The sequence below is a fragment of the Methylobacterium currus genome, assembly GCF_003058325.1.
Classification (GTDB): Bacteria; Pseudomonadota; Alphaproteobacteria; order Rhizobiales; family Beijerinckiaceae; genus Methylobacterium; species Methylobacterium currus.
In genome coordinates this window covers 1,525,897-1,549,756 of record NZ_CP028843.1, presented here as the reverse complement: position 1 = coordinate 1,549,756, position 23,860 = coordinate 1,525,897, and the positions used below count along the sequence as shown (strand labels likewise).

Genomic DNA, 23,860 nt, shown 5'->3' with positions numbered 1-23,860 from the left:
CTGATGCGCCGGACGCTTTCGCATCGACGTGTCGATGCGAAAGCGCGGTGGTATGACCTGGCAGGTGTCAGCCGGATGAGATCAAGTGAACGTCAGTAATGCGGCACCGTCCGGTGCTCGATCAGCGGTGCCTCCATGCGGAAGTGCAGGCCGGTCGGCTTGAAGTCGAAGCCGATATCGGCGCCGCACTGCATGGTGAGCACCCGTTGCAGCAGGGTCGAGCCGAAGCCCTTGCGGGTCGGCTCCGCGGTGCGCGGGCCGCCGCGCTCGGTCCAGTCGAGCCGCAGGCGACGGCCGGTCTCGCCCTGGTCGACGGCCCAGGCCACGGTGATGCGCCCCTCGGGCACCGAGAGGGCGCCGTGCTTGGCGGCGTTGGTGGTCAGCTCGTGGATCGCCATGCCGGTCGGCACCGCGAGGTCGGCGGTGAGCTCGACATGCGGGCCTTCGAGGGCGATGCGCCGGCCGGCCTCGTCGTTGTAGGGGCCGAGCTCGTTCTCCAGCATCTCCTGGAGCGAGGCCATCTGCCAGTAATCCTCCGTCAGGAGGTTGTGGGTCTTGGCGAGCGAGATCACCCGGGCCGAGAAGCCCTGGTAGAACTCGTCGACGCTGGTGGCCGACCGCGCCGAGGCGCCGAGCAGCGCCTGCACGGTGGCGAGCGTGTTCTTCACCCGGTGGTGCAATTCGCGGATCAGCAGGGCCTGGCGCTCGGCGGTCTGCTGGCGCTCGTGCAGGAAGGCCGCCGCCTCGCGCTGGCGCCGCCGCGCCCGCACGGCGAAGCGGGTGGCGGTGACCAGGGTGGCGGGGTGGAACGGCCGTTCCAGCAGGGTGACGTTGCCGAGGGAATCCATCAGCCGCGCATCCGGCGGGGTGCCCCGCAGGGTGAGCAGCACGAAGGGATAGTCCGACCACGGCTCCTGCCCGGCCAGGTAGGCGGCGAGCCCGTGCCGGTCGGAGGCGCGCAGGGCCTCCTCGGTCAGGACCGCGCAGCTGCCTGCATCGAGCCGGGAGACGAGGGCCGGCAGGTCGGCGCAGATCTCCGAGCGCAGGCCGGCCTCCTCCAGGATGCTGCCCGCCACCGCGGCGTCGCGCCCGGCGGGGGCGAGGATCAGGACCGGGGGATCACTCTCTCTCATGCTTGTCCCGGTTTGGCCGATCCCGCTCCGCGTCCTCGCGCTCGGCCAGGAGGCGGCCGGGCGCGCCGTGATAGCTCGGCACGCCCGTGAGGACGCCCCGGAAGCCCGTCAGCGGCTCGCCGACACGCAAACCGTCGCCGTCGATCCGAAGTTCCCGGATGGTGTCCTCGTGCGGCCCCACCCTCTTCTTGACGACCGACACCGCCCGGCGCAAGTGCCCATCCGCCTCGAAGAACCGAAACAGCATCACGGTGTCGCTGAGGTAGGTGAGATCGACCACCGTCGACATCTGCCCGACGAGCCCGTGCTGGGCCAGCACGAGCAGCGTCGTCACGCCCTGCTGGTTCAGGTAGGTCAGGATCTCGTGCATCTGGAGCAGGAGGTATTGCTCGCCCGGCATCGCGTTCTGGTAGCCGGTGAGCGAGTCGATCAGCACCAGGCGCACGCCCTCGCGCTCGACGGCGTCGCGCACTATCGCGGCGAGTTCGCCTGGCGAGATCTCCGCCGGGTCGATCTGCTTGACCTGCAGGCACCCGTCCGCGACCGCCGCCGTGATGTCCATGCCGAGGCCGGCGGCCCGGCGCATCAGGATCCCGACCGGCTCGTCGAAGCTCAGGATCAGCCCGCGCTCGCCGCGCGCGAGCGCCGCCGTCACGTAGGCGAGCGCGGTCGAGGACTTGCCGACCCCCGAGGGGCCGAGCAGCATCGTGCTGGTGCCCCGGTCGAGCCCGCCGCCGAGCAGCGCGTCGAGGCCCGCATTGGCGCTGCCGAGGCGGTCGGCCTCGTAAGGGTGGCCGTGCTCGGCCGCGATCAGCCGCGGGAACACCGTCAGGCCGCCGCGGCGGATGACGTAGTCGTGATAGCCGCCGCGGAAATGCGTGCCGCGCATCTTGATCACCCGCAGGCGCCGGCGCTCGCCGCCATAGAGGGGGGCGAGCTGCTCGAGCTGGATCACCGCGTGGCAGAGGCTGTGCAGGTTGAGGTCGTCCTGCTCGGCGGTGAGGTCGTCGAGGAGGAGCGCGGTGGTGTCGTGGATGAGGAGGTAGTTGCGCAGGGCCAGCACCTGGCGGCGGTAGCGCAGCGAGCCCTGCGAGAGCAGGCGGATCTCCGACAGGCTGTCGAACACGACCCGCTGCGGCTTGACCCGGTCGATCTCCGCGATGGCCAGCCGCACGGTCTCGCCGAGCTCCAGGTCGGAGGAATGGACGAGGCTCTGCTGCTGGCGCGGGTCGAGGCTGAGCTCGGGCGGCACCAATTCGAAGATCTCGATGCCGTCGAGCGACCAGCCGTGGCGGGAGGCGACGGAGACGAGCTCGCGCCGGCTCTCCGAGAGGGTGATGTAGAGGCAGCGCTCGCCGAGCCGCGCCCCGTCGAGGAGGAATTGCAGCGCCAGGGTGGTCTTGCCGGAGCCTGGCCGCCCCTCGACCAGGTGGGCGCGGTTGGCCGCATAGCCGCCCTCCAGGATGGAGTCGAGGCCCGGCACGCCGGTCGGGACCGGGGCCGCATCGTCGGTGGGGGAAAGGACGGGATCGGGCATGGCGGGCAGGCTGACTGTCTCGGCGGGCTGGTCTTCGAATCGGCGGCGCCGGCTCGCGGTACCCGGTGGGGGCTGTCGGCAGGGACACCCGGCTTGTGGCAAAGAATTGCGGCGAGAACAAACGGGTCTGAGCGCCCGGGGCTGTGCGTTCAGGGGGCGAGACGCGGCCCCGCGTCCGCAGCGGGAAAAAGCGCGCCGAAAAGCGCATCCCGGCTCTTGACGCGGCGGGGGTTCGCACGCATGTGGCCTTAGTCCGTGGGCGGCCGACGAATCGGCCGCGCGCGGCGTCACCGGAATCCTTCATCCCCCATGCCCAGCGACAGTAGTCGACGGACCGTGCCGCCTCGGTACCGCCTCGCGTGACCCGCGCCTGATCGCTGATCGGGCTCGCCCGCGACCGGCGCCGATGCGGCCGGTCGAACGAGGTGAGCCATGACCCTGATGACGACGGGCGCCCGCTCCGGCGCCACCGCCACCCGCGACCGCAGCGTCGTGACCGTGCTTCTCCTGATGCTGGCCCTGGTCTTCGGACCCGCCATCGGCCTCCACGTGGCCGTCAACCTGCTCGGCGCCGGGCCTGCCCCGGACGGCCTCGTCTCGGCCGTCTCCGCCGAGGCGCCCCGGGGCGGCCGGGGCTGACCCCGAGGGGGTGCAGGCCACCCCCATCATGTCGGGCCGGCCCCCATCCACTCAGGCCGGCCCGCGCCCCCGCAGGATCAGGACCGCGCCGGCGAGCAGCAGCGCGGCCCCGATCCACGTCTGAAGGCCGAGGGAGCCGTCCGGACCGAGGCCGCCCTTGCGGCCGGTCAGGCCCATCGCGTCGCCGGCGATTCCCGCCGCGAGCTGGCCCGCCACCACCATCGCCACCGTGACGGTCGCGCCCTGCTGGCGGTAGCCGTAGAGGCTCGCGGCCACGACCAGCGTGCCGAGCAGGCCCGGCACCAGGAACCAGGGCTCCGCCCGCTCCGCCAGGCGCAGCGGGAAGGCCGGGCCGCTGCGCCAGACCTCGACGAGGCCGAGCAAGGACAGCCCGACCAGCGAGTTGCACAGGAGCGCCCCCGTCAGGCCGGTCCCCCGCGCCACGATCGCCCCCATCACGGCGTTCTGGATCACCAGAGCCGCTCCCGCGACGAGGCAGAGGAGCGCCGCGCCGGTCATCGGGCGGCCCCGGCGGGGCGGGGCGAGGGGATCGGGACGGATGGCATCGGGGACAATGGCATGGCGCGGCTCCTGTCGGGCCGCGATCATCTCCCATGATGGACGTTTGTCAAATATAGGAAACAGAACGGGGCAACCGGAACGGCGCGTGGAGCGCCCCGGCCGGGATCAGGAGATCAATCCCCGCCGCAGGGCCACCGCCACCGACTGGGCGCTGTTGAGCGTGCCGAGCTTGGTCCGGGTGGTGCGCAGGTGGTGCTCGACGCCCTTGGAGGAGATCGCCAGGATCTCGCCGATCTCCCAGCTCGTCTTGCCTTCGGCCACCCATTGCAGCACCTCGCGCTCGCGCGGCGACAGGCGGATCTCGGCGCCGGCCTCCGACCGCAGCAGCACGAGCTGGGCGAAGGCGTAGGTCGCCACGAGCTGCAGCGTGCCGAGATCCTCCGGCGAGACCTCGACCCGCGCGCCCGAGAAGCTGAACGCCGCGAGCTGACCGTCCAGGGTCAGGAGCGGCACGGTGACCCCCTGGCGCAGGCCGTGCTCCCCGGCCTCGTGCATGATGCGCAGGGCCGCCGGGTCCTCGCGGTACTGGTCGGCGATCTCGGACCAGGCGAAGGGCGCGCTCGCCCCGGCGAGGTGGCGCACCGTCGCGTCCCGGAAGAGGTAGCCGCGGGACAGGTAGCGGGTCTTCCAGTCCGGCGGCATCGCGTCGAGGAGGGAGTGCTCGTATTGCTGGCGCGGCGGCGCGCCGATGACCGGCAGGGTTCCGGCCAGCGCGTGCTCGATCCCGAAGCGGCCGAGGAGCCGCAGCAGGAGATCGGAGACGTCCTGCGCGCTCGCGGTCCGGTCAAGGGAGCGCAGGAAGGCGAGGGTCAGATCGAGGCGCTTCCGGCTCATGCAACCTGCCTAACGCGGAGAGCATTCAGAAACATCTGTGATTGTAGCCGCGGCACGGCGGCAGAGAGGCATGATGTCGCGGATTTCCGGGAGGGCGGCAAGACCTGACCTGCAAGACCTGCCCCGCAAGACCTGCCCCGCAAGGTCTGCCCGACTAGACTTGCCCAGCCTGCCCGCGCCGCGGGGGGATGCCGGCCCGGGCCCGCGGCGCCCGTTTCCGGCATGGTTCGCCACAAAGGCCGCCGGTTTCTGGGTCGGACATCGCCGGCATGGAAACCCGCCATCACGAGAATCTGGCACGAGAAGCTGGCACGAGAAGCTGGCACGGGAATCTGGGCGGACGACGCGGCGGCCTGCCCCAGTCGATCCGCCCGACCTGTGCAGCGGTTGCGGACCGAATCGAGGGCTCGGCTCGAGATCTCTGCGTCAGGCGAGCCGCAGCGCAGCGATGATCCGGCGAGGGAGCGGGGAAGGATTGAGCAGGACGGCCTTGCGGCGCCCGTGACCGCCCGCCATCTACCGGACGCGCCTGCGGTTGGGCGCTCTTCGGAGAAGATCATGCCGCACCACGACACCACCGCCCTCTCGGGCACGATCCAGCACGTCTTCGCGCACCGCTTCACCCTGGAGGCGGACGGCGCGGTCCATCTCGCCGATCTCGGGCCCAAGGGGGCGGAGGCCTTCCCCCTCGCCGCCGGCCTGCAAGTGACCCTCGAGGGCGAGCGCCGCCCCTCGGAGATCAAGGTCGCGCGGATCGCGGCCGAGGGCCGCGCGCCGGTCGAGATCCATCACAAGAAGCCGCATCACCCGGGCAAGGCCAAGTCCGATCCCAGATCCGGCGCGCCGGTCGATCCCGCCGCCGCCCTCGCCGCCGTGACGGCGGCGGGCTGGACGCCCGCGGGCGAGCCGCGGCGCAAGCCGAAGCACGTCGAGGTGCTGGCGCGACAGGACGGCGGAGCCTGGACCGAGCTCCACGTCGACGCCACCGGGACCATCACCAAGGAGAAGGCGCCCGGCGCCGACACGTGGGGCGCCGCCCTCGCCTGACCTCGCGGGGGTCGCGCGACGCGCGGCCCCTCACCCCCGTCCGACCGGCTCCATGCCGGTCCGCCGGATCGCCGCCGCGGCCTGCGCCGAGACGAGGTGGGCGATCAGCCGCTCGGCCGGTGCAACGGCCTGCGCGCCGGCGACGATCGCCGCCGTGAAGGTCTGGACGAGCTGGACCTCGTCGGGGAGCGGCCCGACCACCTCGATCCCCGGCACGTCGACGAGTTCGCTCACCGGCCCGAGGGCGAGGTCGGCCTCCCCCGCCGCCAAGGCGGCGGCGGATTCGGTGCCCCGCGACAACACCCGCTTGCGCACGGTCTCGGCGATGCCGAGACGCGGCAGCACGCTGTCCTGGATGAACAGCCCGCTGGTGCTGCCCGGCATCACGACGAGGCGGGCCGCCCTCAGGGTGCGGGCGAGGGCCGCCGTGGTGCCGATCTCGGGATGCGGCGCCCCCGCCCGCACCGCGGCGGCCAGCGGCGCGGTGGCGAGCTCCGCCGCCGAGCCTTCGACGATCCGGCCTTCTCCCGTCAGCTCGTGCAGGCCCTCGTTCGAGAGGATCACCACGTCGACCTGCGCGCCATGCGCGAGCTGGTGCCGGATGGTCCGCGGCCCCTGCCCCTGCGAGGCGCCGGACAGGGTCCGGACCCTCAAGCCGGTCGCGCGCTCGAAATCCGGCAGCGCCGCCTCGTAGGCGAGCGCGAAGCCGCCCGAGATCATGACGGTGAGGTCGGCGGTTTCGTTCGAAAAAATCATGCTGTCGACCGCCTGATGCGTTCCGATGATGGGCCGTTCACGAATAGCCGCGGGACCGCCCCTCCCGCACATCGCAGCGATCCCGGGCTCGCCCGGCGATCGCCTGGAGAGGGGAACCGCGCTCCATCCGGAAGCGCAGTGGCGCAGGACGGCACGCAGGCACAAGCCACCTCCTATTCCCGGACCGGCGCCAAATCCTCTAAGGCCTTCCCCGGACAAGCGATCAGGGGGGACAACCATGGGACCGGAGGAACGGACACGGGAGCGGGGCTTTCCGCGCTGGCGCCTCGCCCGCGGCGCGGTGGTGCTGCCGGACGAGCGGCCGCCGCTCGGGCAGGTGGTGGTGCTGGCGCTCCAGCACGTCGTGGCGATGTTCGGCTCGACGGCCCTCGCCCCGCTGCTGATGGGCTTCGATCCCAACCTGGCGATCCTGTTCTCCGGCATCGCCACGCTCCTGTTCTTCGTCGTGGTCGGCGGGCGGGTGCCGAGCTATCTCGGCTCCAGTTTCGCCTTCATCGCGGTGGTGATCGCCGCCACCGGCTATGGCGGCAGCGGGCCGAACCCCAACCTCCCCGTCGCCCTCGGCGGCATCATCGCCGCCGGCGCCGTCTACGCGCTGATCGGGATCGCGGTGATGCGGGCCGGCGATGCCTGGATCGGCCGGCTGATGCCGCCGGCGGTGACCGGGGCGATCGTCGGGGCGATCGGCCTCAACCTCGCGCCGATCGGCGTGAAGGGCATCTCGGGCTCCGGCCTCGATGTCGGGATCGGGCTGTTCACGATCCTGGCGGTCGGCCTCGCCGCCTCCTACCTGCCGGGATCCGCGCGGCGCCTGCCGCTCCTCATCGGGGCGGTGGCCGCCACCCTGCTCTACGGCGTGCTGGCCAACGGCCTCGGCCTCGCCGAATCCTACGGTCTCAAGCCGCTCGACCTCGCGCGGATCGCCGAGGCGCCGTGGTTCGGCTGGCCGCATTTCTCCACGCCGGTCTTCGAGGCCTCCGCGATCTGGCTGATCGCCCCCGTCGCCCTGGTGCTGGTCGCCGAGAATCTCGGCCACGTGAAGGCGATCGGCGCGATGACCGGGCGCAACCTCGATCCGTATCTCGGCCGCGCCTTCCTCGGCGACGGGCTCGCCACGATGCTCTCAGGGGCGTTCGGCGGCACCGGCGTGACGACCTATGCCGAGAACATGGGCGTGATGGCGGTGACCCGGATCTACTCGACCCTGGTCTTCGCCGTCGCCGGGCTGGTCGCGATCCTGTTCGGGCTGTCGCCGAAATTCGGCGCCGCGATCCTGGTGATCCCGGGGCCGGTGATCGGCGGCCTGTCGGTGGTGGTGTTCGGGCTGATCGCCGCCGCGGCGGGGCGGATCTTCGTCGAGAACCGGGTCGATTTCTCCCGCACCCGGATCCTGCTCACCGTCGGCACCGCCCTGGTGCTCGGCGCCGGCGACTTCACGGTCAGCCTCGGCAGCTTCAAGCTCGGCGGGATCGGGACGGCCACGGCGGCCGCGATCCTGCTCTACCACCTGCTGCGCGACGATCCGGCCTGACCCGGACAGCAGACCCGAACACCGCAAGGCTCGACCACGATGATCGAGCAGCGTCCGGTCGCGGGCCGACCGGACGCTGCTTCTTTCCGACATCCCCGGACCTTGCCGCCTCGCCAGCAACGGAACCAGACGAGATGTTTGCGCCGTGTCAGCACATGATCGGCATGTCGGCGAGAAGGTCCGCGATGATCCGCAGCAGAGATCGGCCGTTCATATCGACGATCAGTTTATCTTGTCTGTGAAATTCACAATGACTTAAAGTCAATCGCGCATCGTGGACATGACCGTATTCGACTGGAGCTCCGGATCATGGTGACGACGACAGCGGCCCAGAGGACGGCAGCAGCGCGATCCGCGACATCGTCGAAGAATTCGGCCATCGGCAGGGCCGTGCCCAAGGGAAAGACCGCGGCGAGAGCCGGCAGGCGCGCGACGCCGGCCTCGTCTGCCAGGCTGAGACCCGCCGCAACGGTCAATTTCAGCGCCGCCGCGACGGCGCGGCTGGCCGAACTGGTTTATGGAACCCGTTAAGGTCCGGCACCGCGTCGCTCGACGACCGAGCGAAGGATCGTCGCGGATGCGTGCGCGTCGCGGCTGAAAGGCCTGGGCGTCCCGCTCGACAGACGCTCCCCCTCGCGCGAACCATCCCGGGCCGCCTCCCCGAAGCTCGATCGGATCGGACGGGCCTCGATACCCGCATGACAGATTCGAGAAAGCTCGCGTCTCGGCTGGATCAGATCAGCCCCAGTAGCCGCCCGGCCACCGCCATGCTCTAATCAGGCCTTTCTCCGCCCTATCCGGAGCGACAGGAGGCCGGCATGCAGCCAGGATTGCGCTTGCAGCAGGATCCGTCCCGTAAAGCCGCCGCGGTCACCGGCCCACCGGCGGGCGCCGGGGCGGACCTCCTCACCGATCCCCTGGCCGGTTCCCTGGTCGCCCCCCTCGCGGGCGATCTCGTCGCCGGGCTGATGCGCCGCCACGAGGTCGCGGCCGAGCGGCTGATCGGCTGGCTGCGGGTGGGGATCGGGGCCTGCGTCTTCGTCACGGTGATCGCCGCCAGCCACCTGCTGCACGAGCTGGCCGGGGTGTCGCTCGGCCTCTTCGAGCACAATGCCTGGATCGCCGCCCTGGGCTTCCTGGCCATCGGCGCGGCCAGCATCGCGCTCGCGGTGCCGCAGCGCTGGCGGCACGCCTACGCCTACCTGTTCATGGTGCTGGATGTCGGGCTGGTGCTCGCCATCACGGTCCTCGCCCTCGGCGAGCGCGGCCTGCCCGGCAACGCCCTGCCCTCCGCGCCGATCGTCTGGGCGATCCCCCTGGTCCTGGCGGTCGGGGCTTTGCGCTACGACGTGAAGGTCCAGCTCTCCGCCGTCGCGCTCCTCACCCTCGGCCTGCTCGGCATCGCGGCCGGGCTCGGGCACCGCCTGGTCCTCGATCCGGCCTCCGCCGGCACGCCGGCCTGGACCCAGCTGGTCTCGATGCCCGTCAACGTGATGCGCCTCGCGCTGATCCTGCTCGCAGGCGCCGCCACGGCCCTCGGCATCGTGCGCTCGCGCCGGCTCCTCGCCTCCGCGGTCCGGGACGCGGTCGGGCGGGCCAGCCTGTCGCGCTTCCTGCCGGCCGAGATCGTGCCCCGCCTCGCGGCGGGGGACGCCGCGCTCCGCCGCGGCCGCCGCCAGCGGGCGGTCATCGCCTTCGTCGACATCCGCGACTCGACCGGGATGGCCGAGGGCATGGACCCGGAAGGGCTGTCGCGGTTCTTCACCGCCTTCCGCACCCGCATCCTGGCCTGCGTGCGCCGGCATCACGGCTTCGTCGACAAGTTCATCGGCGACGGCGCGCTGATCCTGTTCGGGGTGCCGGACGAGGGCGGCGACGACGCGGCCCGGGCGCTCGCCTTCGCGCAGGACCTCGCCGGCATCGTCGAGGCCTGGAACGAGACCCGGGAACTGCCCCGCGCGGTGCGGATCGGCATCGGCATCCATGTCGGCGAGGTGTTTTGCGGCATCGTCGGCGACGAGGAGCGGATGGAGTTCACGGTGCTGGGCGATGCGGTGAACGTCGCCTCGCGCCTCGAACAGGCGACCAAGCGCTACGGCGCGGTGGTGCTCGCCTCCGAGGCCGCCGTCGCCGGCTCGTCGGACCCGACGGCCTGGCGGGAGGTCGGCCGCGAGCCCCTCGCCGGCCGCACGCAACCGATCACGATCTTCGCCCCCGTCCTGCCCGCGTGAGGCTCCGGACGACGAAGGCCCCGCTTGCGGCGGGGCCTTCGTCTCTCTCTCTCGGGTTTCCGTGACGGGGCCGGGGGTTACTCCGGCGGGCGGGCCGGCCGCAGCCGCACCGCCTGGGCCAGGCGGATCAGCTCGCGGGCGGTCAGGCCGCGGCTGTCCTGCTGCGACCAGATCTCCCCGACCGGCCGCCCCCCGGCCGGGCCGGGCCGGGCCTCGCCGCCGCGCGTCTCGCAGGATCGATCGGACCGGCGGGGCTGCCCGCCCATGAACCGGTAGGCTCTCGCTGCCGTTCTCATGCGTGCTCCCATGCGAACTGGGCGCATGGTTAGCGAAGCGTGGCCGTTTCCGGAATTCTTGAACTTGCGCGGCGGCGCACTACCCGCCCCAGCGGCCCGCCGCCTCGGGCGAAAGCCCCCTGTCGCAGGGGCGAATGTGTGGGCCATCAGCCGGCGACGCGGTTCCTGTTCCCCGCTGCGCCGACCCTCCCGCAACCACCCGGCCCACTGAGCCTCACAGGCTGGCGGGGAGAACTGGTCCACCGCCAACTCGTCGTCACGAGCTCCCTCACGGTCCAGCCTGTCGGCGGAGCCGGAGCGCCACAGGGTACGTCCACGAGGGAGACCTGTCGTCTAACAGGTCGGGATCGCGGGGCAAGGGGCGGTTTGACGCCCTCCGGGGCCGCCGCCCGACGCCGCGAGCCCGATCCATGCGCATCAAGCATGACCGTTGTGCGCTGCAATCGATTGCTGTGTGCGATGCAGCATGAGAGAACGGCGTCGCACCGCAGCGATGGCGTCGCGGCGGTGCAGCCCTCTTTGGGCGTTTCCTCCCTAGACTTCGGGCCGCCTCGCAAGGGCGGCCTTTTTTTCTGTTGCGCGCCTGCCCGGCGCGGCGACACTGGCCGGCCGCGGGCGGATGTCCGGGCATGCGCGAGAGGTCATCGATGGAACGCCCACGGAGCGTCGGCATCGCCTGGTACGAGCCGGGCGACTATCCCCGGATCCGGGAGGCGATGGCGGAGTCCGGCCTGCCCGAGAGCTACGCCGCCTGGCAGATGTCCGCGATCCAGGTCGAGCGCGAGGTGTCGCGCAGCGGGGTGGCGGTGGCCCGCATCCGGATCGAGCCCGATACCTTCCTGGCCTGGTGCCGCGCCAGGGACGTCGCGCCCGACGCCAAGGCGCGGGCCGCCTTCGTGCGCGAGACGCACGAGGCCGGCGGGGATTGAGCCGACCGCCCTAAGCGGCCTCCCCGGTCCGATCGACGCGTGCCAGCGCCGCCGCGAGCGCGGCCTCCGTCTCCGGCCGCGGCCGCACCAGGGGCAGGCGCAGGTCGGGCGCGCTCCTCGAGTGCAGGAGCGCGAGGGCGAGCTTGACCGGGCCCGGGTCGGTCTCGAGGGACAGGGCTGCGATCAGCGGTCCCAGCCCGGCCTGGATGTCCCGGGCGCGGGCATGGTCCCCGGCCCGGATCGCCCGCTGCAGGGCGGCGCAGGGCCCCGGCACCAGGTTGGCGACGACCGAGACGCAGCCCTGCCCGCCCATCGCGCCGTGGGCAGCGGCCGTGGCGTCGTCGCCGGAGAGGAGCAGGAAGCCCGGGCCCGCCGCCCGCCCGATCGCGCTGAAGGAGGCGAGGTCGCCGGTGGCATCGACGATCCCGGCGATGCCCGGCAGCGCGGCGAGGCGGGCCACGGTCTCGGGCAGGAGGTCGGTCCCGGCGCGGGCCGGGACCCTGTGGAGGAGGAGCGGCCGGTCGGCCGCGGCGGCGATGGCGGCGAAGTGCCGGGAGAGACCCTCCTGCGTCGGGCGGTTGTAGAAGGGCGTGACCGCCAGGGTGGCGGCGGCCCCGGCGGCCTCCGCCGCCCGCGTCCGGGCGATGGCCGTGCGGGTGCCGTTGCTGTCCGTGGCGGCGATCACCGGGATCCGGCCCCCGGCCGCCGCGAGGACGACGCGCAAAATCCGATCGCGCTCCGGCTCGGTCAGGGTCGGCCCCTCGCCGGTGGGACCGCCGACCACCAGGCCCTCGGTGCCCGCCGCGACTTGGCCGGCGACGAGGTCGCCGAGCGCCCGTTCGTCGAGCCGGGTCCCGCCCGCGGCGAAGGGCGTGACGAGGGCGGTGAGCGCGCCGCCGAGCGCCGGTGCGCGCGTCACGGGGCGAGGACCAGAATGGTGTCGGCGAGCCGCACCGCGTCGGGCCGGCGGCCGGTCTCGGCGGCGGCGTAATGCAGCGCGTCCCGGCAGGTGCGGAAGAGGCCGCCGCCGAGGCCGTGCGTCTCGACGGCGATCCAGTGGCCCTCGGCGCTCCGGCCGACGAGGAAGGCGAGCGGGAGACGGGCCGGGCTCAAGGCCGGCGCGGGGACAACCACGGGTTGGGACATCGCGGGTTCGGGGTTCGCGCGGCCGTCCAGCGGCCGCACCCTCACGGTGTCCCGATCGGCGTCAAGGATCGAGGCGGACGGACCCGTCCCGGCATCAGGATCCCGTAGGGTTTCGCCGTGAGGCCCCGCGCGCTCTCCCAGGCGGCGACGCCCCCGCGGAGGACCGCGAGGGCGAGGACGAGAGCGACGAGGAGGCGGATCGGGCCCCTGCCCCGCTTGGTTCCGGTCATGGGGTCATGGTCAGGACGACGCCGTCACGGCCTTGAGCTCGAACCGGCGGATCTCGCCGACCACCACCAGGTAGCACAGGCCCGCCACCAGGGCGTTGAGGCCGACGAAGACCAGGGCACCGTTGAACGAGCCGGTCTCACGGACGATGTAGCCGATGACGATCGGCGTGGTGATGCCCGCGAGGTTGCCGAAGGTGTTGAACAGGCCGCCGCTCAAGCCGCCCGATTCCTTCGGCGAGGTGTCCGAGACCACCGCCCAGCCGAGCGCGCCGATCCCCTTGCCGAAGAAGGCGAGCGCCATCAGGCCGACCACCAGGGCGTCGGCCTGGACGTAGTTGCAGCCGATGATCGCCATCGAGAGCAGCATGCCCGACACGATCGGGATCTTGCGGGCGGCGGTGAGAGAATAGCCGCGGCGCAGCAGCTGGTCGGAGATCACGCCGCCGAGGATGCCGCCCAAGAACCCGCACAGGGCCGGCAGCGTCGCGGCGAAGCCCGCCTGCAGGATCGACAGGCCGCGCTCCTTCACCAGGTAGACCGGGAACCAGGTGAGGAAGAAGTAGGTCAGCGTGTTGATGCAGTACTGGCCGACATAGATGCCGAGCAGCATCCGCTCGCCGAGCAGCTGGCGCAGGGTGCGGCCGGCGCGGGAAGCGGTCTCGGCCGGGCGCCCGTCCATGTCCATCATGGCGCCGCCGGCTTCGAGATAGTCGCGCTCGGCCGGGTTGATGGCGGGGTGCTCGCGCGGGCCGTGCACCACCTGGGTCCAGAGCAGCGCGAAGGCGATGCCGAGCGCCCCCATCACCGTGAAGACGTGGTGCCACCCGAAGGCGTGGACGATCCAGCCCATGAGCGGGGCGAACAGCACGGTGGCGAAGTACTGCGCCGCGTTGAAGAAGGCCGAGGCCATGCCGCGCTCGTTCGCCGGGAACCAGGCCGCGGTGATGCGGGCATTGGCCGGGAAGACCGGCGCCTCGGCGAGACCCACCGCGAGACGGAGCGAAAAGAGCACCGCGACGGCGGCGAAGCCGGAGAGGAAGCCGACCGCCCCCTGCATCAGCGTGAAGGCCGACCACAGGAAGATCGCCGCGGCGTAGACCCACTTCACGCCGTAGCGGTCGAGCAGCCAGCCGCCGGGGAGCTGGGCGAGGACGTAGGACCAGGCGAAGGCCGAGAACACGTAGCCCATGGTCACGGCGTCGAAGCCGAGATCCTTGGCCATGGCCGGGCCGGCGATGGCGATGGTCGCCCGGTCGGCGTAGTTGATGGCGGTGGCGGCAAACAGCATCGCCAGGATGACGAGGCGGATGCGGCTCCGCTTCGCGGCCGCAAGGCCGAGGACTGCGCTCATGGATCTCCTCCCGGGCGGCCCGGCAACCACGATCGAGCATCACGATCGTGTCCCGGTCGGCCGCGACGGCGTCTTGTTCGCGCCCCGCATTCCCGCAGGGGCGTTCCGGGACGGGACCCTAGGGGCGGCTCCGGGGCGAGGTCCAAGTCAAAGGCTGAATGGGTCGATGCGCGTGCCGCATCGACCAGAGCCTGACAGCCGATCCGGTCGCATCGATGCCGGGTTCAGGTCGCGAGCCCGTAGACCGCGTCGCCGAGGCGGCGGAAGACGGTGCCGCCTTTCGCGCGCTTCCACAGCCGGGTGTTGAGGGCCGCCACCGGATCGTGGCCGGGCAGGGTCAGGCCGCGGGCGGCGAGCCGCTCCCAGATCTCGGCGGCATGCATCGGCCGCCCGGCCTCGGCCAGGATCTCCTCCGCCTCCTCCATCAGCCGGCGTCCCTCCTGGCGCGCCGTCGTGCCGGCGGGGGGCTCCTCCTGCGGCCGGGCGGCCGCGGGGACGGGCTCTGCGACGGGACGCGGGGCGGGCTCCGCCCGGGGCGTTTCAGGTGAGACTCGCGGCGCCGGATCCGGGCGCGGCGGCTCCACCGGCGCGGTCCGGACCGGCTCGGCGGCGGCCGGCCGGGCGAGCCGGCGGCCGAGATCGAGGTAGAGCTCGTGCTCGGCGATGGCCCGGTCGAGGGCGGCGCGCTGGCGCCGCAACGCGTCCAGCCGGGCCTCCGTTTCCGCTTCCGACAGGAACATGCTGGCCTCTTGGAATATTCCATTCTCCCGGACGAGCGAGCATCCGTCATGGGAATACGTAGAATAGGAATATTCCACGAAAGTGCAAGCCCGTTGCCGGACCGTTCGGCCGCGATCCACTGCGCAGCGGCATCCCGCGCCCGGATCTTCCCTCCCGCACGGGGCCGCAGGAAGGGGGATGGCGCTGGAATTCTCCTCTCCCCGCCCGCTGGGCGAGGAAAATTCCAGCGTCCTTCCCTGTTTTCCGACGATGCTGCCTCACAGGGGGGAAGGCGGTGCCGGGCGAATCGCAAGCCTGACCGACCCTCGCACTGCTTCGAATGAATGCGAAACATTCCATGGGCCGGAGAAGGGCATATTCCCTTTATCGCGACGCCGGCCCGCAGGGAGGACCCCGACATTCACGATCGTCGGCGGGTCGGGACGGAACATCGCCGCTGCGCCCGACGACACCGGCGGCCCTTCGTCCCGGGCATCCCGAAGGCGCGTCCCGGAACGCCGCGCGCCGATGCCGGGCGGGCGGGCGTCCCCACCCTCCCCTCAGGCCGCTCCCGCCCCCGCGGCGGCCGCCTTGCGGCGGGCGGGCTTCGGCGGCACCAGGAGGGTGCCGGGATCGGTCGGCATCAGCTGCAGGCCGGCCTCGTCGAGGCTGATCGGCAGCTTCGGAAACACCTCCTTGACGTGGGCCACGTCGGCCTTGAACGCCTGGCGGAAGCTTCTGAGGGAGGCGTTGTCGGCGCCGAACTGCTTGTGGACGATGTCCCAGCTCAGGCGTAAGGGCCGCTGCAGGCTGCGCAGGCGGTAGCCGATCCAGAACAGCAGGTCGAGCTTGCGCGCCGAGCCCGAGAAGGCGCGGGCGGCCCTGATGTCGACCGGCAGGGCGTGCTGGACCAGGTTGTCGTAGAAATCCTGGTGGAACTGCACCGTCTTCGACCAGGCGATGCCGTCCTGGCCGCCGACGCGCCAGAGGTCGAGCTGGCGGAAGGGCGGCATGGTGATGGTCGAGGAGCGCGACTGCCCGTCCCAGAGGCCGATCTGCATCGTGCAGGCGGCCAGGCGGTGGAGCTGCTCCTTGAACTGCCGGATGGTGCCGCGCTCGCCGCCGGTGACGGCGAACCCCATCTCGCGCATGAAGCCCGACAGGCTGTCGGCGACCTCGACCGTGGGGCTGCGCTGGCGCACCGCCTCGGTGCAGAGATGCAGCAGCACCAGCCGGGCCTTGGGGCCGTAGGGGAGCCCTTGCAGCTCCATCTGGCCGGTGGCCGGGTTCTTCAGCCGCCCGGCCAGGATGCTCAGCGTGTTGCGGCCGTATTCCCGAAAGAACTCCCGTTCCTCGCCGGGATCGCGGTAGGGCAGGCCGCAGAGCGCCAGGACGGAATGGATGTGCTGGATCGTGTCCGGGGTGACGGGCTCGGCCTCGATCACCATCCGCACCGCGTCGCGCCGGCGCTGGTCGCGCCCCATGGCGGCGCGGGCATCCTGCTGGCGGCCGGCCTCCGCCCGCTCGGCGTCGCGCAGGGCCTGGCGGTGGGCGATGTGCTCGACGATGACCGCGAACAGGAACCCGCCCCGGGCCGCTTCCAGCTCGGCCAGCAGGTCCTCGTCGTGGATCGCCGCGATCCTGGCCTCGATGCTCATGCGTGACGATCTTGCCTGACGCTGAACGGCGCTCCCGCCGGTGACGGGCCGGACCGGCCCTCCTTGCCCAGCCCGCTTGCCCAAACCTTCATGCACGATTCCGATCCCGGGATTCCGGGGGTGGGGCCGGGTTATCCCAAGATTCCCACCACTCGTCCCCGTTATCCCGCCCAGATTCCGGCGCCCGCCCGTCCCGGGACCCGTGCGGGCCTGCCGGGAGCCCCGGAGAGGGCCCCGCCGCTCCGGCTTCGAGGGTGATGCCTGAACCGCTCCGGGTTTTTCGGAGGCTTGTTGGCTTGGGTCAGGCGGCCGAGGCCTGGTCGCCGACGTGAGCATAGTAGCGCGCTTCGGCCTCGGCGGGAGGGACGTTGCCGATTGGCGCGAGGAGGCGACGGTGGTTGTACCAGTCGACCCACTCCAGGGTGGCGTACTCGACGGCCTCGAAGGAGCGCCAGGGTCCGCGTCGGTGGATGACCTCTGCCTTGAACAGGCCGTTGATCGTCTCCGCCAAGGCATTGTCGTAGCTGTCGCCGACGCTGCCGACCGACGGCTCGATGCCTGCTCCAGCCAGGCGCTCGGTATAGCGTAGAGCCAAGTATTGCGAGCCGCGGTCCGAGTGATGCACCAGCCCGCTGCCCTGACCAGGGCGACGCTCGTGCAGCGCCTGTTCCAGAGCATCCAGGACGAAGCACGCGTGAGCGCTGCGTGAGGCCCGCCAACCGACGATGCGCCGGGCGAACACATCGATGACGAAGGCCACATAGACGAAGCCCGACCACGTCGGCACGTAGGTGAAGTCGCTGACCCACAAGGCATTCGGCCGGGGAGCCTTGAAGTGGCGGTTGACGCGGTCGAGAGCGCAGGCAGCGGCCGGGTCGGGGATCGTGGTGCGTACGGTCCTGCCACGCACCACCCCCGCCAAGCCCAATCGGCGCATCAGCCGCGCCACCGTGCATCGCGCGGTCACGATCCCCTCCCGGGCCAGTTGCCGCCAGACCTTCCTCACGCCGTAGACGCAGAAGTTGGCCTCGAACACGCGCTGGATCTCGATCATCAACGCGGCGTCGCTGCGCGCACGAACCGGCTGCTTCTCGGGATCGGCACGTCGGGCCGCATGCAGGTAGTAGGTCGACGGGGCGATCGGCAGCACCCTGCAGATCGGCTCGACCCCGTAGACCTCCCGGTGATCGTCGATGAAGCTGATCATGGCCGTGACCGGCGGTCGAGCTCCGCCATGGCGAAATACGCCGACGCTTTGCGCAGGATCTCGTTGGCCTGGCGCAGCTCGCGGTTCTCTCGCTCCAGCGCCTTGATCCGCTCGCGCTCGTCCGTCGTCTGCCCGGGTCGCACGCCCTGATCCCGCTCGGACTGGCGCACCCAGTTCCTCAGCGTCTCGCCCGAGCAGCCGATCTTGGCGGCAATCGACTGGATTGCCGACCACTGCGAGCCGTGCTCGCCCTCGTGCTCGCGCACCATCCGCACGGCACGTTCACGCACCTCAGGGGAAAACGGGGCTGTTCGTTTCGTCATGGCTCCATCCTCTCAGAAGTTGGAGCCTCCGAAAAACCCGGAGCGGTTCAGCCCCCTGCCTCGACCCAAGCCTGTGGGCGGCCTGTGCACGGCCCTGTGGGCCTTCCCGGGACAAGGAGGTGACCGGGCCCGGCCCGGGCCTGTGGGCGAGCCGGTGGACGGGCGGTGGATGAGCGGGCGCAGAGTTCGATACGGGGCCGGATCGCGGGATCGCGGCCTGCGCAGAGTTCGATACGCGGGGGCCTCGCGAAACCGGCCGGTTTCCGAGGGCCTGGGCGGGGCCCGACGCCGAATCCGATGCGCGGCCACGCCGAATCCGATGCGCGAACCCCCGGAATCCCCGCAGAATCCGATGCGCCTCCACGCAGAATCCGATGCCGATCCACGCAGACCCGTATGCGCGACCACCCCGTAAGCCCCTGTCGGATCGGCGGAATTCGCCCCTCCATATAATCCACATAACTGACTCTCTGAGAATCCATGACTGATAAGTCACCTATAGGCCCGAGAGAGGGTTCGTTTTGAAGAACGCTACGACGCGCCTCCGGCGCGGATTGGATCCAATCGGACATCGGTCGGGAATTTACGGAATAATTGAGGAATATCAGTCCCCTGCCCCATCCGCCGGGGCGCTTTCCCGGACGCCCGGGGGGGCCTATGAGCGGGGTCGAGGCGCCGCCGGAGGCGGCGCGGGCGGATGGCGAGCGAGCATGAGCACCCCCCGATCGCGCGGCTTCTCGGGATCATGGCGCGGCTGCGCGATCCGGACGGAGGCTGTCCCTGGGACCTGGCCCAGACCCATGCCAGCATCGTCCCCTACACGATCGAGGAGGCCTACGAGGTCGCCGAGGCGGTGGAGAGCGGCGACCCGGAGGAGCTGCGCGACGAGCTCGGCGACCTCTTGTTCCAGGTGGTGTTCCAGGCCCGGATCGCCGAGGAGGCCGGCACCTTCGCGTTCGACGACGTGGCCACCGCCATCGCCGACAAGATGGTGCGCCGCCACCCCCACATCTTCGGCGAGGTCCGCGGCCTCGATCAGGCTGCGGTGAATGCCCAATGGGCGGCGATCAAGGCCGAGGAACGGGCGGCGAAGGGCCGCCCGGCGCCGCAGGATACGCTCGCCGGCGTGCCCCTGGCGCTGCCCGCCCTCGCCCGCGCCGAGAAGATCTCCCGCAAGGCGGCCTCCGTCGGCTTCGACTGGCCGGACGCCGCGGAGGTCATCGCCAAGGTACGCGAGGAGACCGACGAGGTGGCCCAGGCGCTCGCCGGAGAAGGCCCGGAGGCGGTGGCGGAAGAAATCGGCGACCTGCTGTTCTCGGTCGCCAACCTCGCCCGCCATGCCGGAATCGATCCCGAGGAGGCGCTGCGGCGGGCGAACCTCAAATTCCAGCGCCGCTTCTCCGCGATGGAGGCCGAGGTGACGAAGGACGGGCGCAGCCTGCCGGAGGCCGGCCTCGCCGCCATGGAGGCGGCCTGGGTCGCGGTGAAGAGGCGGGAGCGCTGAAGCGGGCGCACCCAACGAGAGGCATGGCCGGCCGGGCTTGACCGGCGATCGAATAAGAGAGAACTTCTCAAGAATGAGAGATTCCCTTGCGCTGGGCCGCGCTTCCGGCCCCTCGCCCGAGCCCCAGGCCTCGGAGATCGACCTGCGCCTCGCTGCCCGGCTCGCCGCCTTGCGGCAGGAGCACGGCCTGTCCCTCGACGCGCTGGCGAGCGCCAGCGGCATCAGCCGGGCGACCCTGTCGCGGCTGGAGCGCGGCGACACCAGCCCGACCGCCTCGCTGCTCGGCCGGCTCTGCACCGTCTATGGCCGGCCGATGTCGCGGCTGCTGGCCGAGATCGAGGCCGACCCGGCCCGGCTGGTGCGCGAGGCCGAGCAGGGCGTCTGGGTCGATCCCGAGACCGGCTTTCGCCGCCGCATCGTCTCGCCCCCGGCGAAGGGTTTTTCCGCCGAGCTCGTCCACGGCACCCTGCCGGCGGGGGCGGCCATCGCCTACGAGGCGCCGCCGGTCGGCGGCCTCGAGCATCACCTCTGGATGCTGGAGGGCCGGCTCGACCTCACCCTCGACGGCGTCACCCACGCCCTCTCGCCGGGGGATTGCCTGCGCTACCTCCTCGCCGGCGCCTCGCGCTTTTCCTGCCCGGGCCCGGAGGCCCGCTACCTCATCGCGATCTGCCGGCCGTGAGATTCCCCATGTTCTCGATCGATCACCTCTCGCCCGAGGCGGCCGAGGCCGCCCTGCCCGACCTCGCCGCCCTGCTCCATGCCTGCGTGCTCCAGGGCGCCAGCATCGGCTTCGTGCTGCCCTTCACTCTCCCCGAGGCCGAGGCGTTCTGGCGCGACGGGCTGCCGGCCCTGCGCAGCGGCGCGCGCCGGCTGCTGGTGGCGCGGCAGGGGGGCCGGCAAGAGGGGCGCCAAGAAGGGCGCCAAGAGGGGCGCATCGTCGGCAGCACCCAGGTCGGACTCGCCGCCCCGCCGAACGGCCGCCACCGGGCCGAGATCACCAAGGTGCTGGTCCATCCGGAGGCACGCCGCCGCGGCCTCGGCCGGGCCCTGATGCTGGAGGCCGAGGCCGTGGCCCGGGCCGAGAGGCGCTCGCTCCTGATCCTCGACACCCGGTCCGACGATGCCGGCGAGGCGCTCTACCGTGCGCTCGGCTACGCCGTCACCGGCGTGGTGCCGGACTATGCCTGCTCGCCGGAGGGCGTGCCGGAGCCCTGCACCTTCATGTACAAGCGGCTCCAGGCCTTTTCGCGCCAGATTGGAACCTGACGGATTTTTGATGCGCCGATCGCTTGCGCGCAATCGAATCCTCGGGTCATGTCGCGCCGGGCCGAATCGGCCCTGTGAGGGGATGACCGACGATGACCCACACCACGCTCCGGCGCGCGCTCCTCGGCGCCGCGCTGATGCTCGCCGCGCCCGCCGCTGTCGCGCAGAAGGCCCTCGCGCAGGACGCGTCGTCCACCGCCGAGCAGACCATCGCGGCGATGACCAAGATCTTCGGCGACCATCCGGGCAAGCGCTCGAACCACGCCAAGGGCGTGGTGGTCGAGGGCAGCTTCACCCCCTCGAAGGAGGCCGCGACCTTGAGCAAGGCGAGCGTGTTCTCCGGCGCCGCCGTGCCGGTGACGGTGCGCTTCTCCGATGCGACCGGCCTGCCGCAGATCCCGGACGGCGCGCCCGAGGCCAACCCGCACGGCCTGTCGATCAAGTTCAAGCCCGCCGACGGCGCCGAGATGGACGTCGTCACCAACTCGCTGAAGTTCTTCCCCGTGGCGACCGGCGAGGAGTTCCGGGATCTCCTGGTGGCGATCACCAGGAGCGGCCCCGACGCGCAAAAGCCCAGCCCGGTCGAGCAGTTCATGGCGGCGCACCCGGCCGCCCCGAGGGCGCTCGCCACCGCCCGGACCCCGTCGAGCTTCGGCCGCCAGACCTACAACGGCGTCAACGCCTTCGTGCTGATCGATGCCGCCGGCAAGCGCACCCCCTTCCGCTACCGCATCGTGCCGGTGGCCGGCGAGGAGATCCTGAGCGCCGACGACGCCAAGGCCAAGGGCCCGAACTACCTCGTCGAGGAGATGCCGGCGAGCCTCGCCAAGGCCCCGGTGTCGTTCCGGGTGCTGGCCCAGATCGCCCAGCCCGGCGACGCGACCAAGGATGCGACGATTCCCTGGCCGGAGGACCGGCGGCTGGTCGATCTCGGCACCCTGACCGTGACCAAGGCGGTCCCCGACAGCGAGACCGCCGAGAAGGCGCTCTTGTTCATGCCCAACAACCTGCCGGACGGCGTCGAGGTCTCCGACGACCCGCTGATCGACGCCCGGGTGCAGGCCTACGCGATCTCGTTCGGTCGCCGCTCGCAGTGAGCGACGGGCGCGCGCGGTTCGGGCCGCGCGCCTCCCTCACGCCGCCTCCCGTGCCAGGGGCTGGATGCGGTCGATCTCCGCCCCGATCTCCCTCTGGGCGCGCCGAAGCTCGTAATCCCCCCGGAGGTTGGTCCACACCTGCGGGTTCATGCCGAAAGTGCGCCCGAGCCGGAGCGCGGTGTCGGCCGAGACCGGCGTCTCCTCCCGCACGATCCGCTCGATCCGGGTGCGCGGCACCCCGCAGGCCTTGGCGACCGCGTAGGGGGTGAGGCCGAGCGGCACCATGAACTCCTCGCGCAGCACCTCTCCGGGATGGAGAGGCGGAAGCAGGTCTTCGGTTTCCAGTTCGATCGCCATGGGGTGATCCGTTACGGTTCTTTCAAGCAGTAAAACGAGAAGATCAGAATATCTGATTCTGCTCGACGGTCTTGATACATTCCGCGTCATTCCGGTCTCCGCTGTGTGCCCCCGGAATGATCTGGAGAGGCGGAAGCGAAAGCACTCGGGCAGATCGTCGTTGCGGCAATCACGCCTCGCCGCTACTCCCACCCCCATGACCCCCTTCCTCAAGGCCAACCTCCGCTGGCTCGCGGCCGGGTTCCTGCTCCTGTTCTGCGGCTGCTTCGGCCAGACCTTCGTGGTCGCCCTGTCGGGCGGGGCGATCCGGCGGGAATTCGGGCTGTCGGACGGGGCGTTCGGGGCGCTCTATGCCGGCGTCACCCTGGCCTCGGCCGTCGCGCTGGCGGGGCTCGGCGGGCTCATCGACCGCTGGCCGGCGTCGCGGGTGGTGAGCCTCGCGGCCGGCCTGCTGGCGGCCGGCGCCGCCGGCCTCAGCCTGTCGCCGAACCTCCTCGCCCTCGCCCCGAGCCTCTTTCTGCTCCGCCTCGCCGGCCAGGGGCTGATGCTGCAGACCGCCTACACGCTCCTCGGGCGCTGGTTCTCGGCGGAGCGTGGCCGGGCGGTGTCGCTCGCCGCCCTCGGGCTCAATGCCGGCCAGGCCTGCCTGCCCCTCGGATTCGTCACCGCGACCGCCCTCCTCGGCTGGCGCGGCGCCTGGCTCGGCATCGCCCTGCTCCTGGTCCTCGTCGCCCTGCCCCTCGCCCGGGTCCTGGTGCGGCGCGAGCGGGTGCCGGAGGCGACGACCCGCTCCGGCCCGGCTCACGGGGCGACGCGGGCGCAGGCCCTCGCCGACCCGTTCCTCTACGGGCTGCTCGCGGCGATGCTGCCGCCCTCCTTCATCAGCAACACGATCTTCTTCCACCAGGTGCATCTCGCCGAGAGCCGGGGCTGGTCGCCGGAGGTGCTGGCCGCCGCCTTCCCGCCCTACGCGGTGGCGGCCTTCCTCTGCCTGCTCGTCGCCGGCCGCCTCGTCGACCGGTTCTCGGCCCTGGCGCTGCTGCCCTTCTACCTGGTGCCGTTCGGCCTCGGCTGCCTGATCCTCGGCGGGATCTCCGCTCCTTCCGCCGCCTTCGCCTTCATGCTGCTCTACGGCGTCACCGACGGGATCTCGCTGACCCTGTTCGGCGCCCTCTGGCCGGAGGTCTACGGCACCCGCCATCTCGGGGCGATCCGCGGCGCCATCGTGGCGATCATGGTGCTGGGCACGGCTTTCGGCCCCTTCCTGTCGGGCCTGCTCATCGATGCCGGCATGCCCTTCGCCGGCATCGTCACCGGGATGGGGGTCTATTGCCTGGGTGTCTCGGCCGCCTTCTGCCTGGTCCGGCGCCGGCTCGCCGCGCATCTGCGCGGGCGCCGCTTCGCCGCCGCGTGACACACCGCTTGGGCCGGATCGACCGCTTCGGGGGGATCGCCCTCTTGG

General features: G+C 71.6%; 23 protein-coding genes and 1 other annotated feature. Of the genes, 10 read left to right on the top strand and 13 right to left on the bottom strand.

The window, feature by feature from the left end:
* Nucleotides 1-92 precede the first annotated feature (92 nt).
* Both DA075_RS07100 and DA075_RS07095 read right to left on the bottom strand, forming a co-directional pair.
* Nucleotides 93-1,133, bottom strand: a complete 1,041-nt coding sequence (locus tag DA075_RS07100; protein ID WP_099952613.1) for a sensor histidine kinase — start codon at nucleotides 1,131-1,133, stop codon at nucleotides 93-95.
* Nucleotides 1,120-2,670: an ATPase domain-containing protein gene (locus DA075_RS07095; RefSeq protein ID WP_099952612.1), complete on the bottom strand. Its 1,551-nt coding sequence runs from the start codon at nucleotides 2,668-2,670 to the stop codon at nucleotides 1,120-1,122. Before DA075_RS07095 ends, DA075_RS07100 begins: the two co-directional genes overlap by 14 nt.
* A gap of 432 nt (nucleotides 2,671-3,102) precedes the next feature.
* On the opposite strand from DA075_RS07095, the gene DA075_RS07090 reads away from it, so the two are divergent.
* Entirely contained in the window at nucleotides 3,103-3,309 is a 207-nt protein-coding gene (locus DA075_RS07090; RefSeq protein WP_099952611.1) for a hypothetical protein, read from the top strand.
* 51 nt (nucleotides 3,310-3,360) lie between these two features.
* On the opposite strand, the gene DA075_RS07085 is transcribed toward DA075_RS07090, so the two are convergent.
* Nucleotides 3,361-3,828, bottom strand: coding sequence for a DMT family transporter (locus DA075_RS07085; protein WP_164712234.1), 468 nt, complete (start codon nucleotides 3,826-3,828; stop codon nucleotides 3,361-3,363).
* 168 nt (nucleotides 3,829-3,996) lie between these two features.
* Nucleotides 3,997-4,725, bottom strand: a complete 729-nt coding sequence (locus tag DA075_RS07080) for an autoinducer binding domain-containing protein (RefSeq protein WP_099952609.1) — start codon at nucleotides 4,723-4,725, stop codon at nucleotides 3,997-3,999.
* Between the two features lie 558 nt (nucleotides 4,726-5,283).
* On the opposite strand from DA075_RS07080, the gene DA075_RS07075 reads away from it, so the two are divergent.
* Complete coding sequence (locus DA075_RS07075) at nucleotides 5,284-5,772, top strand: hypothetical protein (RefSeq protein WP_099952608.1); 489 nt, start codon at nucleotides 5,284-5,286, stop codon at nucleotides 5,770-5,772.
* A gap of 30 nt (nucleotides 5,773-5,802) precedes the next feature.
* On the opposite strand, the gene DA075_RS07070 is transcribed toward DA075_RS07075, so the two are convergent.
* Nucleotides 5,803-6,528 (bottom strand): substrate-binding domain-containing protein, encoded by a 726-nt coding sequence (locus DA075_RS07070; RefSeq protein ID WP_164712233.1) that lies wholly within the window; start codon nucleotides 6,526-6,528, stop codon nucleotides 5,803-5,805.
* 238 nt (nucleotides 6,529-6,766) lie between these two features.
* Between DA075_RS07070 and DA075_RS07065 the strand changes: the two genes are divergently transcribed.
* Both DA075_RS07065 and DA075_RS07060 read left to right on the top strand, forming a co-directional pair.
* Entirely contained in the window at nucleotides 6,767-8,080 is a 1,314-nt protein-coding gene (locus DA075_RS07065) for a solute carrier family 23 protein (protein ID WP_099952606.1), read from the top strand.
* A gap of 818 nt (nucleotides 8,081-8,898) precedes the next feature.
* Nucleotides 8,899-10,311, top strand: coding sequence for an adenylate/guanylate cyclase domain-containing protein (locus tag DA075_RS07060; RefSeq protein WP_099952605.1), 1,413 nt, complete (start codon nucleotides 8,899-8,901; stop codon nucleotides 10,309-10,311).
* Between the two features lie 77 nt (nucleotides 10,312-10,388).
* Here DA075_RS07060 and DA075_RS07055 read toward each other — a convergent pair whose 3' ends face one another.
* Nucleotides 10,389-10,607, bottom strand: coding sequence for a hypothetical protein (locus DA075_RS07055; RefSeq protein WP_123834182.1), 219 nt, complete (start codon nucleotides 10,605-10,607; stop codon nucleotides 10,389-10,391).
* A 647-nt stretch (nucleotides 10,608-11,254) separates the two neighbouring features.
* Between DA075_RS07055 and DA075_RS07050 the strand changes: the two genes are divergently transcribed.
* Nucleotides 11,255-11,536 (top strand): hypothetical protein, encoded by a 282-nt coding sequence (locus DA075_RS07050; RefSeq protein ID WP_099952603.1) that lies wholly within the window; start codon nucleotides 11,255-11,257, stop codon nucleotides 11,534-11,536.
* A gap of 10 nt (nucleotides 11,537-11,546) precedes the next feature.
* Here the strand turns inward: DA075_RS07050 and dapA are convergent, their stop codons facing one another.
* From dapA to DA075_RS07015, 6 genes are all read right to left on the bottom strand, one after another.
* Nucleotides 11,547-12,455, bottom strand: coding sequence for a 4-hydroxy-tetrahydrodipicolinate synthase (gene dapA / locus DA075_RS07045; protein ID WP_099952602.1), 909 nt, complete (start codon nucleotides 12,453-12,455; stop codon nucleotides 11,547-11,549).
* Complete coding sequence (locus DA075_RS07040; protein WP_099956463.1) at nucleotides 12,452-12,682, bottom strand: hypothetical protein; 231 nt, start codon at nucleotides 12,680-12,682, stop codon at nucleotides 12,452-12,454. The genes dapA and DA075_RS07040 overlap by 4 nt, the downstream gene beginning before the upstream one ends.
* A gap of 240 nt (nucleotides 12,683-12,922) precedes the next feature.
* Complete coding sequence (locus tag DA075_RS07030; RefSeq protein WP_099952600.1) at nucleotides 12,923-14,263, bottom strand: MFS transporter; 1,341 nt, start codon at nucleotides 14,261-14,263, stop codon at nucleotides 12,923-12,925.
* A 224-nt stretch (nucleotides 14,264-14,487) separates the two neighbouring features.
* Nucleotides 14,488-15,003 (bottom strand): HTH domain-containing protein, encoded by a 516-nt coding sequence (locus DA075_RS07025; protein ID WP_099952599.1) that lies wholly within the window; start codon nucleotides 15,001-15,003, stop codon nucleotides 14,488-14,490.
* 540 nt (nucleotides 15,004-15,543) lie between these two features.
* Nucleotides 15,544-16,641: a replication protein RepA gene (locus DA075_RS07020; RefSeq protein ID WP_099952598.1), complete on the bottom strand. Its 1,098-nt coding sequence runs from the start codon at nucleotides 16,639-16,641 to the stop codon at nucleotides 15,544-15,546.
* Between the two features lie 301 nt (nucleotides 16,642-16,942).
* Nucleotides 16,943-18,171, bottom strand: a protein-coding gene (locus DA075_RS07015) for an IS3 family transposase (protein ID WP_099952597.1) whose coding sequence is annotated in 2 segments (ribosomal slippage) — nucleotides 16,943-17,877 and nucleotides 17,877-18,171 — 1,230 coding nt in all. Because the reading frame shifts where the segments join, the coding sequence is not laid out codon by codon here.
* Nucleotides 17,774-17,890, bottom strand: a sequence feature (AL1L pseudoknot). (Overlaps the previous gene by 117 nt.)
* 697 nt (nucleotides 18,172-18,868) lie before the next feature.
* Here DA075_RS07015 and mazG point away from each other — a divergent pair.
* The 4 genes from mazG (at nucleotide 18,869) to DA075_RS06995 (ending at nucleotide 22,041) form a co-directional block, all read left to right on the top strand.
* Nucleotides 18,869-19,675 carry a nucleoside triphosphate pyrophosphohydrolase gene (mazG, locus tag DA075_RS07010; protein ID WP_099952596.1) on the top strand — a complete coding sequence of 269 codons (807 nt, stop codon included), beginning with the start codon at nucleotides 18,869-18,871 and terminating at the stop codon, nucleotides 19,673-19,675.
* A gap of 73 nt (nucleotides 19,676-19,748) precedes the next feature.
* Entirely contained in the window at nucleotides 19,749-20,357 is a 609-nt protein-coding gene (locus DA075_RS07005; protein WP_099952595.1) for a helix-turn-helix domain-containing protein, read from the top strand.
* Nucleotides 20,358-20,365: 8 nt separating this feature from the next.
* Nucleotides 20,366-20,944, top strand: a complete 579-nt coding sequence (locus DA075_RS07000; protein ID WP_099952594.1) for a GNAT family N-acetyltransferase — start codon at nucleotides 20,366-20,368, stop codon at nucleotides 20,942-20,944.
* A 92-nt stretch (nucleotides 20,945-21,036) separates the two neighbouring features.
* Nucleotides 21,037-22,041 (top strand): catalase family peroxidase, encoded by a 1,005-nt coding sequence (locus tag DA075_RS06995; protein WP_099952593.1) that lies wholly within the window; start codon nucleotides 21,037-21,039, stop codon nucleotides 22,039-22,041.
* 36 nt (nucleotides 22,042-22,077) lie between these two features.
* Here the strand turns inward: DA075_RS06995 and DA075_RS06990 are convergent, their stop codons facing one another.
* Nucleotides 22,078-22,398 carry a HigA family addiction module antitoxin gene (locus tag DA075_RS06990; protein ID WP_099952592.1) on the bottom strand — a complete coding sequence of 107 codons (321 nt, stop codon included), beginning with the start codon at nucleotides 22,396-22,398 and terminating at the stop codon, nucleotides 22,078-22,080.
* Nucleotides 22,399-22,594: 196 nt separating this feature from the next.
* Here DA075_RS06990 and DA075_RS06985 point away from each other — a divergent pair, with 196 nt between their 5' ends.
* Complete coding sequence (locus tag DA075_RS06985; protein ID WP_099952591.1) at nucleotides 22,595-23,812, top strand: MFS transporter; 1,218 nt, start codon at nucleotides 22,595-22,597, stop codon at nucleotides 23,810-23,812.
* The last annotated feature ends 48 nt before the right edge of the window (nucleotides 23,813-23,860 follow it).